The 15009-nt window shown below is 64.2% G+C and carries 14 protein-coding genes; 8 read left to right on the forward strand and 6 right to left on the reverse strand.

The annotated features are described in order from the left end of the window. Positions 1–12 precede the first annotated feature (12 nt). The 3 genes from trbG to ABIC32_RS07265 are packed head-to-tail and all read left to right on the forward strand — an operon-like array spanning position 13 to position 2322. On the forward strand, positions 13–963 hold the full coding sequence (trbG, locus tag ABIC32_RS07255) for a P-type conjugative transfer protein TrbG (RefSeq protein WP_354073503.1): 951 nt from the start codon (positions 13–15) through the stop codon (positions 961–963). Beyond that, entirely contained in the window at positions 960–2087 is a 1128-nt protein-coding gene (locus ABIC32_RS07260; RefSeq protein ID WP_354073505.1) for a TraB/TrbI/VirB10 family type IV secretion system protein, read from the forward strand. The genes trbG and ABIC32_RS07260 overlap by 4 nt, the downstream gene beginning before the upstream one ends. Position 2088: 1 nt before the next feature. After that, positions 2089–2322 (forward strand): DUF2274 domain-containing protein, encoded by a 234-nt coding sequence (locus ABIC32_RS07265; protein WP_354073507.1) that lies wholly within the window; start codon positions 2089–2091, stop codon positions 2320–2322. Positions 2323–2372: 50 nt separating this feature from the next. Here ABIC32_RS07265 and ABIC32_RS07270 read toward each other — a convergent pair whose 3' ends face one another. Further along, positions 2373–3269, reverse strand: a complete 897-nt coding sequence (locus ABIC32_RS07270) for a LysR family transcriptional regulator (protein ID WP_354073509.1) — start codon at positions 3267–3269, stop codon at positions 2373–2375. 20 nt (positions 3270–3289) lie between these two features. Next, positions 3290–3886, reverse strand: coding sequence for a GntR family transcriptional regulator (locus ABIC32_RS07275; protein WP_354073511.1), 597 nt, complete (start codon positions 3884–3886; stop codon positions 3290–3292). 235 nt (positions 3887–4121) lie between these two features. On the opposite strand from ABIC32_RS07275, the gene ABIC32_RS07280 reads away from it, so the two are divergent. The 3 genes from ABIC32_RS07280 to ABIC32_RS07290 all read left to right on the forward strand — a co-directional run bounded on the left by ABIC32_RS07280 (position 4122) and on the right by ABIC32_RS07290 (position 7444). Then, complete coding sequence (locus ABIC32_RS07280; RefSeq protein ID WP_354073513.1) at positions 4122–4610, forward strand: helix-turn-helix domain-containing protein; 489 nt, start codon at positions 4122–4124, stop codon at positions 4608–4610. Positions 4611–5153: 543 nt separating this feature from the next. Continuing rightward, a complete protein-coding gene (locus tag ABIC32_RS07285; protein ID WP_354073515.1) occupies positions 5154–5726 on the forward strand; it encodes a lasso peptide biosynthesis B2 protein in 573 nt (190 codons plus the stop codon). A 179-nt stretch (positions 5727–5905) separates the two neighbouring features. Continuing rightward, positions 5906–7444, forward strand: coding sequence for an asparagine synthase-related protein (locus ABIC32_RS07290; RefSeq protein ID WP_354073517.1), 1539 nt, complete (start codon positions 5906–5908; stop codon positions 7442–7444). Here ABIC32_RS07290 and ABIC32_RS07295 read toward each other — a convergent pair. The 4 genes from ABIC32_RS07295 to ABIC32_RS07310 form a co-directional block, all read right to left on the reverse strand. Then, positions 7365–9593 (reverse strand): S9 family peptidase, encoded by a 2229-nt coding sequence (locus ABIC32_RS07295; protein ID WP_354073519.1) that lies wholly within the window; start codon positions 9591–9593, stop codon positions 7365–7367. The genes ABIC32_RS07290 and ABIC32_RS07295 overlap by 80 nt on opposite strands. 249 nt (positions 9594–9842) lie before the next feature. Continuing rightward, positions 9843–12806: a TonB-dependent receptor gene (locus tag ABIC32_RS07300; RefSeq protein ID WP_354073521.1), complete on the reverse strand. Its 2964-nt coding sequence runs from the start codon at positions 12804–12806 to the stop codon at positions 9843–9845. A gap of 72 nt (positions 12807–12878) precedes the next feature. Continuing rightward, positions 12879–13850 carry a FecR family protein gene (locus ABIC32_RS07305; RefSeq protein ID WP_354073523.1) on the reverse strand — a complete coding sequence of 324 codons (972 nt, stop codon included), beginning with the start codon at positions 13848–13850 and terminating at the stop codon, positions 12879–12881. 15 nt (positions 13851–13865) lie between these two features. Beyond that, entirely contained in the window at positions 13866–14354 is a 489-nt protein-coding gene (locus ABIC32_RS07310) for an RNA polymerase sigma factor (protein ID WP_354073525.1), read from the reverse strand. Between the two features lie 103 nt (positions 14355–14457). On the opposite strand from ABIC32_RS07310, the gene ABIC32_RS07315 reads away from it, so the two are divergent. Both ABIC32_RS07315 and ABIC32_RS07320 read left to right on the forward strand, forming a co-directional pair. After that, complete coding sequence (locus ABIC32_RS07315; protein WP_354074117.1) at positions 14458–14661, forward strand: helix-turn-helix domain-containing protein; 204 nt, start codon at positions 14458–14460, stop codon at positions 14659–14661. 48 nt (positions 14662–14709) lie between these two features. Beyond that, positions 14710–14913, forward strand: coding sequence for a helix-turn-helix domain-containing protein (locus ABIC32_RS07320; RefSeq protein ID WP_354073527.1), 204 nt, complete (start codon positions 14710–14712; stop codon positions 14911–14913). Positions 14914–15009 lie beyond the last annotated feature (96 nt).

Genomic DNA, 15009 nt, shown 5'->3' on the forward strand with positions numbered 1-15009 from the left:
CATTCGACGGCCTTGGTCGCCGTTCTCATCGTCGGCGGCTGCACCACAGCGCCCAACGCTCCCCTGTCACCAGCGGTGCTTGTCGCCCACCCGGAGATTGGAGCGGCGCTTCAAGTGGAGGCTTCGCCACTGTCGGCGCCGGAGGTCGCCGTCGCCACCGGTCCCGCTATCACACCAATCATTTCGGGACCTCAAGACGATCGCCCGCCCGAAACGCGCATCCGCGAGGCGAATCAGGCCGCTCGGATACAGCCCGATAGCGCTGACTATGACGCCGCAGCCCAGGTCTACGTCTATTCGCCGAACAGACTCTACCAAGTCTACGCCGCGCCGGAACGGATCACCGACATCGCCCTCGAGCCTGGCGAGACCTTGTCGGGCGAGGGCGCGATCGCCGCAGGCGACACCGCGCGCTGGATCATTGGAGAAGCGGTCAGCGGATCCGGAGACCAGGCGCGCACCCACGTGCTTATCAAACCGACACGCGCCGATCTCGCCACCAATCTGGTGCTTCATACGGACCAACGGACCTATCTGATCGAACTGCAGGCCCGACCGGACGTCTATATGGCCTCGGTTACCTGGCGCTATCCTCAAGACGAGGCCTTGGGGCTGCAACGCGTCGCCCAGGCTGCGGCAAACCGTCAGACAGAACCGCGGATCGACGTCGACAGGCTCAACTTCACCTATGTGTTGTCCGGAGATCGCGTTCCCTGGCGTCCGACGCGTGTGTTCGACGACGGAACGCGCGTCTTCATCGAGTTCGATCCGGAACTCGATCGCGCGACCCTCCCACCGCTTTTTCTGAAGCGCGCCGAAACGTCGGATCCCGTCCTGGCGAACTATCGCGTCCTGGGCCGGCGCATTGTCGTTGATCGGTTGTTTGACACAGCGGAGTTGCGGCTCGTCGAAGGCCGTCAACAGCGTGTCGTCCGTATTGAGCGGCGAGGCGCGGCACGATGACCGACGCTCACCGGAAGATGCAGACTGCGGACGAGGTCGCTCACGCCATGCGGCTACGGCCCTCGCCCCCCAAGGTCATGCGCCTGTCGCGCAAGGCGCTGATGATCGGCGGGGGCATGTTGTCCGTTCTCGGCGGAGGCCTGCTGATCCTGGCGCTGCGACAGAGTGAATCCGGTCATTCGGTCGCGCCTGAGCTCTACCGACCGGCCGAAACGGCGCCCGAACAGGTACGCATGCTTCCCGACACCTATAGCGGTCCGCGGCTTGGCCCTCCCCTGCCCGGCGATCTCGGCCGTGCGATGCTGCAGAACCAGCGCCAAGATGAGGCCAACATCGCAACCGACCCGCAGGCCAGCCTAGCCGCCGCAACCCCGTCTTCGCCGAATCCGGCCGAAACGGCGCGTCTCCAAGCTTTGGCGCGTGATCTTCAAATGCAGGAGGCGGCCGTCACGAGCGCGCTTTTTGTCGGCGTGAGCAACTCGGCAGCCGCCCCGGCGACAGCTGGACCGGCGATGGCTGATACGCCCCCCTTATCGCCACCGATGCCGGTGCAGGCCGGCGCGGCCGCAACGCTTTGGCCAGGGACGGTGATCTCCGCAGGCCTGATCACCGGCCTCAGATCCGATCTTCCCGGCGCCGCCTTGGGCCAGGTGTTGGAAGACGTTCTGGATAGTCGCACCGGTGAGACCGTCGTCATTCCCCGCGGCGCTCGGCTCATCGGCGCCTATGACGCACAGGTGGGCCAAGGGCAGTCGCGCCTCAAGGTCGTCTGGAACAGCCTAATCCTTCCGGACGGGCGCCGCGTGCGCCTTGGCGACGTAGCCGCCAGCGATGCTCACGGCTACGCCGGCCTGCAGGATGGCGTCGACGACCGATGGAGAGAACGCTGGCGCGCCGCAGGCCTGACGACCCTTCTCTCCGTAAGCGCGGCTGCGACCGACGGTGGGGACGACGACCGCCTGGTGCGTTCGCTGAGGGAGGGCGTCGGATCGGGGGTGGATCAGATCGGGCGCAACATCCTGGCCCAAAGCCTGTCCCTGCCACCCCGGCTGACGGTTCGCCCCGGCCACCTCTTCTCGATAATCTTGACCGAACCGCTCTCGATAGAGGCGGCAGGAGACTGAAATGAGCACGTTGAAGCTGGCGGGCCTCCAGGACGATACGCCCGTGAAACTGACTTTAGAGCTACCGGCTGAGATCCACCGCGACCTTGTTCTCTACGCTGAACTTCTCGCGTCCGCCGACGGTGCAAACCTGGCTCCTCAGCAATTGGTCGGCCCGATGCTGAGCCGTTTCATGGCGACGGATCGTTCGTTCGCCGCCCAAAAGGCGCGTTTCCAGACGCGGCGCACGACATGAAACTCCCAAAAGCCGCTCTGTGACGTTCTCCATCTGCGGCCTGGCCGCCCTCAAACCGGCGAGGTCACGGCTGGAGGACGCCGGGAAGCGCTGACGAAGCGGCGCAGCGCGGGATTGTCGTTCCGAGCGCACCAGGCGGCGGCGACCGCCAACGGGCTATCCGGAGCCAGAGCCAAGGGTCGAATGACCAGATCCGGATCGGGCCGTAGGCTTTTTAGCGAGCCTGCCGCCAGCACGGTCACGCCGAGACCCATCCGCGCCTGGTCAAGCAAGACGGCCGCCCCGGCCTCCTGCATCACGATCCGAAAGTCCGGATAGGCGTCGGACAGGCTGAAGGTCGTGCGTCCGATATCACCTGCGCTTATGAGCAACCGTTCGCCGCGGAGATGCTCGGGCGCGATGATGTCGAGCGACGCCAAGCGATGGTGCTGCGGAACGGCGATGAACAGGCGTTCCCGCCATAGGATCGAGATGTCCAGGCCTGTGACCGTCATGCCGCCGGGAAGCACGGCGATGTCCAGACGTTGGTCCGCGACCGCCTGGAGGTGATCTTCCGCCCGTCCCTCCACCATCTCGATCTGGACGCGCGGATGCGCCGCATGAAACCGCGCGATCAAATGGTAGAGCGTTTCACCAAGAAGCGAGAAGGTCAGGCCGATCCGCAGACGGCCGAGCCTGCCGGCGCCGGCCAATTGGGCATCGGCCACCGCCACTCCAAGGCTGTCCAGCAGAGCTTCGACGCGTCGGAGGAAGCGTCTTCCCGCATTTGTGGGGGAAACCCCTCTCGTGCTCCGATGAAACAGCGACACGCCCAGATCCTCCTCAAGTCGACGAATACGACGGCTGATCGCCGACTGCTCCACGCCCAGCGCAGCCGCCGCGGGACGGAAGCCGCCAGACCGCGCGACCGCCATCGACCAACGCAGCGAGATGAGATCGATGTGCACAGGATCCGGAGACATCGCTTTTAGCTTGGATCAAGCGGCGGCTGGTCCGCTTCGAAGGCGATAGCGATCGACGCTGCGATGCGATCATGATGGTAGCCCCGGATGAGATCGCCCAACAGGTCGATCCGATCTTCCGCCAGGCTTTGTGTCATCGCCGAAAAGGCGCGCGCCGGCTCGCCAACAACCTGACGCTCGGCCATCCGCAGTCGCATCAGATGGAAAGCGACACGGTGGTAGGCCTCTGCAAGAGCAAGATCGCCGCCTCGACCGACAATCCAATCAAAGAGCTCTTCGGGACAAGACAAGGCCGCCTGTGGAGTCCATTGGCCCACGAAACGTTGCAGGCTCAGTTGCAGGCAGTCGTTTCGGAAACGGTAGCGATCCCGAACAACACCGGCCTCGATCCTTGACGCGCGATACCCGCCGGCAGGCACATGTTCGACAAGACCCGCGCCGCTCAACCAGGCGAGCGCTTCCCGTATTGGGGTCGTCGACAACTTCAGACGCCGGGCTTCATCCAAGATCACGACGGGTGCGCCGCCCGCGTAAACGCCAGACGTCAGCCGCCCCCGCAAATCTTCAAGCGCTGTCGAGAAGGGATCGCGATCACGCACCATCGGAGCCTCGAATCACCGTCGTTCGGCGACTATCCGTGTGCTGAGGGATCAGGACAGCCCTTGGCGTTTCAGAGGAGCTTTTAAGCCCGGTCTTGTGCGCGCTGACGCGCAGGTTTTGTTCGCCAGACCGACTTTCAGCGCCAGCGCCTGTTGCGAATAGTTCCTAAAAATCGCAACTGGACGTTGATCACCCATCCTCACGCTTGGACGACACGACCGCTAAGGAGACAGAGGGATGCCGAGGACCGCGCCTGACCCGTTGCGTGACGGACGCCTTCTGTCTCAGGCGATCAAAGCCATCCGCCGTCTCAAGCGGTTGAGCGCTCGCGAGACCGCGGAGCGCATGCATATGGGATTGCGGACCTATCAGCATTTCGAAGCGGGACGGAACAAGCCCAACCTCGAATATATCCATCGCTTCTGCGAGGTGACCGGCAGCGACGCCTTCGCTCTCCTCGGCGCCCTGATGATCGGCTCGCCTCATTTCGCTCGTCGCACAGCCGACAATAAGTTGATGACCATCTTGATGATCGGCCTGCAGAACTATGACGCCGTCATGGGCGACCGGATCCTGGATCAGGATCCGCGCACCCTGATCACCGCCGTCGAAGCGATGTTCGAACGTCTGATCCAAGATGCAGACGCCCGCGACGCTGAGGCCAAGCTCTGGCTCGCGGACGGGGTCAGTTCCCTCAAATCACGCCGCCCGAAACCGGGCCGGTGAATATAGTTCGGATATAGCTTCATTTGCGTGTCGTGGGCGGTCTCACTGACGTCGCCACATCCCGTGGCGTGAAAGGAGACCACAATGACCACCTTCTTCAAACTCGTCGTCCTGGGCAGCGCCAAGACCCTGACCCACGGCGGCCCCTTCGGCCCGGATATCGAGCCGAACCTGCAACCGACCCGCGCTGTCGGTTGAGCGTCAGGGGCGGCCCTATGGCCGCCCCTGCGTCTCAATATATTCCGGATATAGCTTCACTCCAGATCGCGTTCGCCGTCTCCTCCGATCGCCGCTTCCGGCAATCCCAGCAAGGAGATCCCATTATGAAACCCTTCAGCATCCTGGTTCTCGGCGCCGCCCGTCGCCTGACGGAAGGCTTCCCGGGCGAGCAGATCGAACTGAACATGCAGCCGGCCCATTCGGTCGGCTGACACCCAGGCGACCGTCCCAAAGGCGGTCGCCTGACGGGTTTCTCTCATGCACGCCTTTCTGCCGTCTAACGTCCATTTCGCCTGGATCGGCGACGATATCGTCGCCCTGGATGTGCAGCGCGACGCCTATCTGTGTCTGGTCGGGGCGGCCTCAGCCATCACCGACGAAGGCGGGGGGCGGATCGGTCTCGCAGGGCCCGACGTCCTGACGCTCTTGGCGACGGCCGGATTGGCGCAGGCGGAACCGGACCCATGTTTGCGACCGACGGCGATGGCGCCGCGAGCCGCCATCTCCCCCTTTGATGTTCCCTCAAGCCCGGTCGGCCTTGGCTTTCTCATCAGCGCGCTCATATCCAGCCGGCACTATCATGGGCGTGGGTTTTCGGAACTGATCGCTCGCGCGCGCCGGATCAAAAGGCAGTCGCCGAGGCCAACGACGCTCGATCTGCAAGCCTGCGTCTCAGCCTACCGATCAGGACTGCCTTTGACGCCGCGACAAGGCGTCTGCCTGCACCGAAGCTTCATGCTGCTGCACTATCTGAAAGAGCAAGCTATCTCTGCGGACTGGGTTTTCGGCGTCCGCACCTGGCCTTTCGCCGCCCATTGTTGGCTGCAGATCGGGGATGTTGTCGTCGGCGACGACCTGCACCGCGTGTCGCGATACACGCCCATCCTCATCGTCTGATGATACCCTATACCCTTATCGCCTCTCGATCCGGTCGCGGCCCAAGCGATGTCGTCGGTCGCTTTGAGGCCGCCGTCGACGCGCAAGGGTGGCGGCGGGAAGCGCTCAGTCCGAGGGTCACCTTGGCGGTCGGACCTGGGCCATCGCTCGACGTTCAATCCCTTGGGTCTTGGCGACTGATGGGCGACGTGTTCCGGCGTGGACCCGCTTGGTCGCGAGAGATCGATACGCCGGAGACTCTGATCGACCAGGTCTGGGGTCGCTATGTGGCGATCCGCCTTGATGAGGACGGCGGTCTCGCCGCAGTTCTGCGAGATCCGTCCGGCGCTCTGGACGCTCTAATTCTTCGAAACGAGGAGTATTGGGTCGTGACGTCAGACCTGCCCGATTGGTTGTTGACGGCGCTGCGGCCTCAACTCCACATCCTCGAAGCTCCGGTCGCGTGCGTCCTGCAGGACCCGACCCGCGCCTGGGATGCCAGCCTGCTCAGCGGCGTCGACAGCCTAACGGCTGGGGCCATAGTGACCTTTGAGGATTCGCCGATCGAGAGACAGGTTTGGCGACCCTCGGCCTTCGTCGACAAAGCTTCCGATCTGTCGGTCGAGGCGGCGGTCGGTCGACTGCGGGACGTGGTCGATGACGTCGTTAAGGCGCTTGCGAGCCGACCGGGTGTGGTCGCCGCCGAATTGTCGGGGGGATTGGACTCCAGCATCGTCGCGACGAGCTTGAAACGCTCAGATTGCGCGGTGAAGCATTGGCTCCACAGTTACGGGGCAGCCCCTGAATCCGATGAACGGTCCTTCGCCATCCCCCTGGCGAGGCAGCTTGGTGTCGATCTTGAGTTTCTGGAACGGCCAGATAGCCGCTTCTCGCTACAGGATTTGGAAGGCCTTTCCCGCAGCGTTCGCCCCGGCTTCAACGCCATGGATCCGACCAACGACGGCATCGCCGCCACTAGGCTGAAGGCGCTCAACATCGACGCCGTGCTCACGGGGAAGGGTGGAGACGCCGTCTTCTTTCAAGCGTTCGGCCAGGAGGTCTATGCCGACCTTCGGCGAAACCGCGGCGTTCGGGCCTGGTGGTCATCCACACTGCCGTCCGTGGCGCGCTGGGAGGGACGCTCGATCTGGTCGGTCATGGCGGGAGACGCCGCGCGGTCCGAAGACCCCGCCGTGGGCTTCCTGACCAAAGACCGCGCGAGCCTCCCGCCCCATCCCTGGCTGGAGGCGAGTGAGGGGATGGGTCCCGCGAAGCGCTTGCAAATCGTCGGCCTGCTCGACGGCATCGGCTTCAGCGCGCGGTCCCTCCAGACCGACGTCGCCGATATCCGCCATCCGCTGCTAAGCCAGCCGGTCATGGAGACCTGTCTCGCCATTCCCGCGGACCGGCTGACGTTGGGCCGCGATCGCGGGCTGGCTCGGCTCGCCTTCGCCGATCGCCTGACGCCGCAAATCGCAGCGCGCCGATCCAAAGGAGACCTGACCGCCTACTACGGTCGCTTGATCGCCCGCAGCCTCGATACGCTCCGGCCTTGGTTGCTAGACGGCGAGTTGGCCTCGCGTGGCCTGATTGATCGCGAACGGACCGAGCCGGTTTTGTCGGCCGACCATTTGATCTGGCGGGGCGGCTATCGTGACATCATGGTCGCGGCGGCGATGGAGAGTTGGCTCCGCAACTGGCGGGCGCGTCTGGAGGCTGCGGCGCGGACGTCCCATTGACCAGATAACAGTCAAGCCAAAGCTCGATCTCACGATAGACATCGATCATGTTCGCCGGACTGTAGTTCCAGTGACCTTCGCCCCAATATGTGACGAGGCGCGCGGGCTTGCCTTGCCGATGCAGGGACGAGAATATCAACTCCCCAGACGACATGGGCACGACATCGCGGTCCGAGGCGATGATCAGCAGAGGGTCAGCGATCCGATCTGCACGGTTGAGCACATTGGCTGCCGCATAGGTCTGCACCTTCGCCCACGGCGGTCCGCCCAGACCCCCTTGGCTCGTTTCAGCCCAGCCGGCCCGGTAAAGAAGATAGAGATTGTCCGACAGAGCCGATCGCTCGGTGGCTTGAAACTCGCCCCAGGCGACCGCCAGATCCGACGGCCCGGCCCAGGACATATAGGCCCTGTGCCGCCGTGTCGCGGATGCGATCATCATGGCCGAATAGCCGCCGAAGCTATGGCCAATGACGGCTGAACGGCCGATCGGCAGCCCCGGCACGGCCGCCCCAGCGGCATCCAGCGCGAGATCGACATTGCGCGCAAACGCTTCGGCGCGGCCCGCAGCAGGGGCGTCCGGCATGGCCGCCCAAAGGACGGCATAGCCGGTCGATGCCAGAACCTGTGGATTGAGCCCCGCCAGGAAAACGCCAGGATCATAGATCCAGCTCGTCGCGCGCGAGTCTGGATAGACCGCCACCACCACGCCCTTGATGGCCGAGATCGGGCGGTTCGGCGGCAGAAAGAGACGGCTCGAAGCGGGCTGGCCTCTTCGATCCTGATGCGGCACGTCCACGACCTGAGCGAAGGCGAGATCGGCGAAGTCGGCGTTGGCGACCGCGAGATCGACCACGCCGTCTCCGGTCTCGCGCACCAGATGGGTGACTCCTTGAGCGCGCCGCTCAACGATCGCAGCGGCGGCCGTGCCGTCCACCCACCAGACCGCGCCGGATTGGGGCTCGGAAACGCGACGGGCGCCTGCCTTACCGACGATCCAGGCGGCGCCGCCTTCATCAAAGACGGGCGCCCAGTCGCGTCGCGGATAGCGGTTCAGTTGCTGCCGCTGCGGCGCATAGACGTCCGGCGCGATGCGCGATTGCAGCCTCATATCCAGCGGCGTCAGGCGATGAGGATCCTGGCCCGCACGAACTCTCCAGACGGCGCCGTCGGCCACGGTCAGCAGATGATCGGATGCGACTGCGGAGAGGTTGGGACTGGGCTGGATTAGACCGGCGGTGAGAACAACCGCACAGCTCCCGACAGCGTACCAGTCGCGTCTGGCTTCACCCGGCAAGCTCGCGAAGATGACCGGCGTGTCGCCCATCCAAGTCGCGCGGATTGCTGTCGTGAGATCGAAGGGACGAATGCCGATCGGATCCAGCTTGCCCTGCAGCAGAGGCGTTTTCCTGCCGCCCTCGACGTCCCAGCGCCAAAGATCGCCACCCTTCCAATCGTCTCCATCGCGGCGAGCCCAGACCAGAAGCCGATCATGGTCCGGCGCCCAGTCCAGCAGATTGGCGGCCACATCCCGATCCTGGCCGAACGTCCGCACCTTGCCGGTGTCTGTTGAGATCACCTTCAATCGACTGCGCCAGGTCGCCGCCAACTGGACGAGCGGCTCCGCAGACGCGATCCCCTCCCCGCGTTCGAGCACGGCGACATATCGACCGGACGCGGAGGGGGCCGCGTCCAAAATTGGGCCCCGCGTCAGGGTTTGACTGTCTCCGGTCGCTGCGTCGAAAAGGATGAGATCAACGATCGGCCGTGGATCATCGGGCGTGGCCACGCCGTCGGCGGTTTCCAAAGCAGTGGCTGACAGCCGTCCGGCGTCGCGCGCCGCCCACCGCTGCCGCGTGTCGTCGCGCGCATAGCCGTCATGTCGCATCGACCAGGCCGAAGGTCGGCCTGGCCGCACAGGCAGGAGAAGCCGATCGCCCGTCATCCAGGTCGTTCTCACGCCCTCAAACGACAGTTCTGGGCTAAGGCCTGTCCAGCGCAAACGATCAGCTGCGATGTCGTAGACGCCCGCTTCCCACCTTCCGGCGTTGAAGCCGAAGACCGACAGATATCGACCGCTGGGCGACCAGTCGCCCAGCACTTGGCCAGGCGGCTGGTCTCCCTGCAAGACGCGGGGCGGTCCCTCGCTCATGAGGGAGAGATGCACCCGGCCCGTTGTCCAGTTTGCTCGAGGTCCAAGATCAAACCGGGAGGACTGATCCCAAGGCCCGAATGTCTCATAGGCGACGGTTAGACCGTCGGGCGACACGGCGGCGCGCCCCACGTCTTCCATGTGAGCGAGATCTTCGACAGTGAAGGCGCGGTGCTGCGCGAGCGCGGGGAAGGCGCAGAACACCAGCGCCGCCATGAGGCAGCGACCGATCTGACTGATCATAAGAGGTTACCAGCGTTTGATCAGCTGGAGCGCCACGACCCGGCCCAGGACGTCGGCCTGAGCGGGATCGAAACCGAAGCCCGACGAGAAGTCGTAGAAGGGCGGATCAGCGTCAAACAGATTACGGACCGACACGGTCGCCGTCAGTCCTTCACCCCAGCCTGTCGCGGGCGTCCAGGCCAGACGGGCGTCCACCGTGTTCCAACTCTCGATGCGCCGACCGTTACGATCGCGGTAGTCGGAGACATGGTTTAAATAGGCGCCGGCCGACCAGCTCTCCTTGGACCAATCCACGCCCATCTTGGCGCGCAGATCGGTTGGGTAACCGACAAGACCCACCAGGTCTTCGCGGGGCGCCGCCGGTGTCGTCTGGTTCAGATAGTCGAGAAGGTAGGCGGCGGATGCCGACAATCGGAAGGCCTGGTCGCGCCAAGCCAGCGGATAAGAGGCTTCGAGGTCGAACCCACGCACCTGGACCGAGGCCGCATTGACCCACCGCGCGTCGAGCACCAGCCGATAGGATTCGGGCGGGAACAGCGTGCCGAGCGAAAAACCGGGCGCGGAGATATAGGCTTGGATGAGGGCCCGATCGGCGGCGTTATTCGCCGGGTCAACCATACTGACAAAGGGAGCCAGCGCCGGATCGGTCAGCACATTGGCTAGACCCTCACGCGCAGGCTGGGCGATCCGGTCCGAGAACTCGGTGTCGAAATAGTTGGCGCTCAAACGCAAACCGCTCGCCGGGCGATAGTCGAAGCCGATCGTATAGGTGTCGGCGGTTTCCGGCTCGAGGTCAGGGTTGCCGCCAGAGAGATAGATGGACAGAAGGCGTGTTCCGGTTGGGGTCGGCACCAATGTCGCCCCTACCGAGGTGCGGCTGTAGATCTGCGGCAGGGCCGGCGCACGGAACGAGGTCCCGTAGCTGGCGCGCAGCGTCAGGGCGTCGCTCGGCGCATAGACGAGGCCGATCTTGGGATTGGTGGTCGATCCGAAGTCGTCATACTCTTCATACCGACCGGCGACCGACAGTTCGAGCCGCTGGACGCCCGGCCGGGCGTTGGCCTCTCCGACGAGCGGGATACGCGCCTCTCCGAAGACAGCGCTCACATCACGGGATTGCTCGCCGGGCGCACTTTCACGCGGTGCGGCGCCAGAGGTGAAACTGCTTGAGCGGGTGTTGAACGCTTCGCGCCGGACCTGGGCGCCGAGGGCCAGTCGGATTTCGCCGCCAGGCAGCGTCGCGACCGGCCCTTCCAGCAGAAGGTTGGCCGAGGTCGCGCGGCTGCGATCGAGGCTGTTGATGAAGCCGGAGGTGACGAAAGCCAGGACCTCCGGCGTATTGATCCCGCCTGCGGCGAACGGATTAAAATAGCCGTCGCGGCTGGCGACATAAGTCGTTGTTGGATTGTCAGCGACATTGCCCAAGGCCTCGTCCAACCGCCCGGAATGGATCTGACCTGGCAGGCGGTTCTCTCCCCGCTCCTCCGAATAGGACACATAGGCGTCGGCTGACCAACCGTTCCCAAGGTCATAGTCGCCGCCAAGGTTGACGCCGAGACTGCGCGATGTGCCGGCGTAGCGGCTGGCGCCCAGATCATCAAAGAAGGAATAGGCAAGCGTATGCGCCGTTCGACCATTCGGCGAGACGAAGAAGGGATTGGCCGACGTCACCTGGAAAACGGTCGAGGCCGGGGTCGTGGCGAAGGCGTAGTCCCGCGTGCTGAACCGCAGGTCCGCCGATAGCGACAGACGGTCGCCGACGGTTTGCGCAGCCCGTACGTAGACGCTGTGTCGCTCTTGACTTGGCGAGAGATCGACGCCCCGGGAGACGCTGTCCAGATTGGGGCGTCCGACCGCGAAATCCGCCGGCGTCTGCACACGGCCGCTCGCGTTGGGGCGCAGACCATAGGAGGCGACATAGGCGCCGAGCGCGGCGTTATAGTCGACGACATTGCCCGGCGCCGCGAAGATGGAGCGCCAGTCCGAACCGCCGAAAGGCCGCAGATCGCCATCGCGCGTATAGGCTCGGTCAAGAGAACTCAGCGGTTGGAGATGCTGATACTCATAGGCCGCCAGGATCGATCCGCTCGACCAGGTCTTGCCGATCAGATGCGAAGCCATCAGGTCCTCCGCCCCGCCCTTCGCCCCAGAGGCGCGCACCCGGCTTTCCTGGCCGTCGAACCAACGGCGTATGATGATATTGACCACTCCCGCGACAGCGTCCGAGCCGTATAGGGCAGACGCCCCGTCCAATAGGACATCGACCCGTTCGACCGCTGCGGATGGCAGGGCCGACAGATCCGCGAACTCGCCGCGATAGCCGGTGCCAGCCATGCGCCGGCCATTGATGAGGACGAGCGTCGAATCTGGACCGAGGCCGCGCAGATTGACGCCGGTCGCGACGCTGGAGTTGGACCCGGCGTTGTCCGCGCCTGCAAGCGAAGCCGTTGGCGTGCCAGAGCCGGCGTAGTTCTGCGGCAGGTCGGTCAGCACCTCGGCCACCGTCGCCCGCCCGCTGCGATCCAGCTCGTCGCGCCCCAGCACCCGCACAGGCGACGCCAGTTCTCCAGACACCTTCAACAGGCTGCCGGTGACGATGATGTCGTCGAGGGCGGCTGGGGCGGTCAGGACTTCAGCGGTCTGGCTCCCTGCCCCCTCGGCGCGGCGAAGGGTGATGACGCCAGGCCGCGTCTGCCGCCACGTCAAGCCGCTGCTCACAAGCAGCCGATCTAGCGCCTGGGTCACGGTCATCCGACCAGCGACACCGCCCGTTCGGCGCGCAGTGACGAGGTCGGTGGTGAACAGGATCTGGTGATCGGATTGAGCCGCCAACTGCCCAAGCGCCGCTTCGAGCGAACCGGCGGGAATGCTGAACACACGCTCGGTCTCAGCAGACGCCGGCGCGGCCATGGCGGCCATACAGGCGGCGATGGCGACGGCGCCGAACCCGTGGCGGATGGTGTAACTCATGAAGTCCTCCCCGACGACGCAGCATTGCGTCGGAGTAAGGACGGGTCAGACCCCCCGAGACCCTGGCAGCCGTCAGAGATTTTTTGTCCGGCGCGGGACAAGTTTGATCGCGCCTCCCGGCTGAGCCACGGCCTCCAGATCAAAAACATCCGATGCTGCAGAGACAAACGCGGCGCGATCCCCCGCCTGAAAAACGCCGCTGATCGGCGTCTCTGCGGCGTGCGGGGCGTCGATTTCGATCTTGGCCGTCAGATAACGATTCACTTCGGTCACCGCGACCTGGAGCGGGGTGTTTGAGAAGGTCAGCCGACCTTCCGCCCAGCTTGTTGCGACAGCGGCGTCGATCGGCTGAGTCCTTGCCCCCTGCCCGCTCGTCCGCGCCGACTGGTCCGGCAGCAGAATCTGATCCGACCCGCCCAGCGCCTCGACCCTTACCTTGCCCTCGACCAACACGACCCGCGCGTTTGCGCCGTCTAGGCGCACATCGAACACGGTCCCAAGCGCCGTCACCGTCATGGCGTCCGCGTGAACGCGGAACGGCCGGGTCGCATCGTGAGCGACTTCGAATAAAGCCTGGCCTTCAAGCAGCTCGATCTGGCGTTCAGAGCCAGACAGTCTGACGCGGATGCGGCTATTCGTATCGAGCTTGACGCTGGAGCCGTCGGCCAGAGCGATCGATCGTTGCTCTCCCACCTCAGTGGCGTAGATCGTAGCGGCGTTGAGCCTCCAATATAGGCCGGCGCCCAACCCGGCGATCAAGACGGCGACCACGCCGGTGAGAATCAGTCGGCCAGAGCCGGCCGTGCGCGACTTGGGCTGGCCTGCGGCCGATAGCATAGCGTCGATCTCGGGGTCGCCCTTAAGGCGAGCGAACCGATCCCAGTTTCGCTCCTGGCGGCGGTAAGCCGCGGCATTCTCCGGCGCCTTGCGCCATTCGAAGAAGTCATGCAGCGCCTCGGTCGATACAGAGGTGGCGCTGAGACGCACGAACCACTCCGCAGCCTCGCGGTCAGCGGGGGTCGCTGGTGTTTCACTCGCGCTCATCGCGGGCCCCTCCGATCAGCGGCGCAGTTGATCGTCGCAGTGTTTGAGGGCGCGCGCCATCCTCCACTCGACGGTTTTGACCGCAACTCCCAGTCGCGCAGCGATCTGGGCGTGAGTCAAACCCCCGAAGCGAGAAAGCAAGAAAACCTCGCGGTCTTTTTCGGGGATGGAGCGGATAATCTCCTTCAGAAGAAGGGTTTCATGAGGGCTGTCGAAGGCGTCGGCCGAGGGTGGCGCGTAGTGTTGATGCTTCTGGCGGACAGCGTCGCGCGCGATGCCGTCCAGTGCCAAGTTGGAGGCGATGCGCAGCAGGAGGGATTTGGGCGATCTGATACCGCGAACTTGGTAGGGCGCGATGCGGAGATAGGCTTCTTGGACTAGGTCCTCTGCCTTCTCGGCACCGAAGCGAAGCCGCAGACGGCCGCGGAGCCATTCGCTATACCGTCGATAGAGAGCAGCTAATGCTGCTTCTTCTGCTACCGATTTGTCAAAACTGGGCACCATTCGAAACACCCCACGACACGCTCAGGGGTCATTTTGACACGTTTGGGGGACAGCTAAAAGAGTCCTCTCGCGATCATTAGGCTGAATGAGCCTCACCGATCTAATGGGCAGAAATATTTGCCGGATCAGAAACGACCTCAATCTATCGCAAGAGGAAGTTGCGTTCGCGGCAGGCATGAAGCGCAGCTATCTCAGCGGAATTGAGCTCGGGCGAAGAAAGCCCAGCGTCAATGCGCTCGAAAGGTTAGCTATCGCACTTAAGGTCGATCCTCGCGATCTTCTAGCGCCCGATATTAGGTCAAAATGACACGGCTGGTGGACAGCATTGGGAGTGGCCTGGCGGTCTGTTGTCGCCATGGATTTGGTGGTGCGACTAGGCAGGAATGTTCGCGCCCTGCGAACTGCTTCCGGCATTTCGCAGGAAGAACTCGCATTCCGAGCCAACATGAAGAGAAGCTATTTGAGTGATCTCGAGAGAGGGACGCGGAACCCCTCGGTCCGCGCGCTAGGTCGGCTGGCAGACGCCTTAGCTGTCTCTCCCGGAAGCCTTCTTGATTAGCTGAAACCCGATGACAAAGCGGGCGAGGCGTGAGGTGCCGTCATTCCCTGATGTTGCAGAAGCGCCAGTTGCGGACTCTGGCTCGCCTCCAACAAC

This window comes from Brevundimonas sp. 1080, from assembly GCF_040545985.1.
In the GTDB taxonomy this organism is placed as follows: domain Bacteria; phylum Pseudomonadota; class Alphaproteobacteria; order Caulobacterales; family Caulobacteraceae; genus Brevundimonas.

Excerpts from the sequence above, each read along its gene's own strand:
- ABIC32_RS07260 (WP_354073505.1), top strand. The coding sequence starts at position 960 with ATGACCGACGCTCACCGGAAGATGCAGACTGCGGACGAGGTCGCTCAC.
- ABIC32_RS07265 (WP_354073507.1), top strand. The coding sequence starts at position 2,089 with ATGAGCACGTTGAAGCTGGCGGGCCTCCAGGACGATACGCCCGTGAAA.
- ABIC32_RS07275 (WP_354073511.1), bottom strand. The coding sequence starts at position 3,886 with ATGGTGCGTGATCGCGATCCCTTCTCGACAGCGCTTGAAGATTTGCGG.
- ABIC32_RS07280 (WP_354073513.1), top strand. The coding sequence starts at position 4,122 with ATGCCGAGGACCGCGCCTGACCCGTTGCGTGACGGACGCCTTCTGTCT.
- ABIC32_RS07290 (WP_354073517.1), top strand. The coding sequence starts at position 5,906 with ATGGGCGACGTGTTCCGGCGTGGACCCGCTTGGTCGCGAGAGATCGAT.
- ABIC32_RS07295 (WP_354073519.1), bottom strand. The coding sequence starts at position 9,593 with ATGAGCGAGGGACCGCCCCGCGTCTTGCAGGGAGACCAGCCGCCTGGC.
- ABIC32_RS07300 (WP_354073521.1), bottom strand. The coding sequence starts at position 12,806 with ATGAGTTACACCATCCGCCACGGGTTCGGCGCCGTCGCCATCGCCGCC.
- ABIC32_RS07305 (WP_354073523.1), bottom strand. The coding sequence starts at position 13,850 with ATGAGCGCGAGTGAAACACCAGCGACCCCCGCTGACCGCGAGGCTGCG.
- ABIC32_RS07310 (WP_354073525.1), bottom strand. The coding sequence starts at position 14,354 with ATGGTGCCCAGTTTTGACAAATCGGTAGCAGAAGAAGCAGCATTAGCT.
- ABIC32_RS07315 (WP_354074117.1), top strand. The coding sequence starts at position 14,458 with ATGGGCAGAAATATTTGCCGGATCAGAAACGACCTCAATCTATCGCAA.
- ABIC32_RS07320 (WP_354073527.1), top strand. The coding sequence starts at position 14,710 with ATGGATTTGGTGGTGCGACTAGGCAGGAATGTTCGCGCCCTGCGAACT.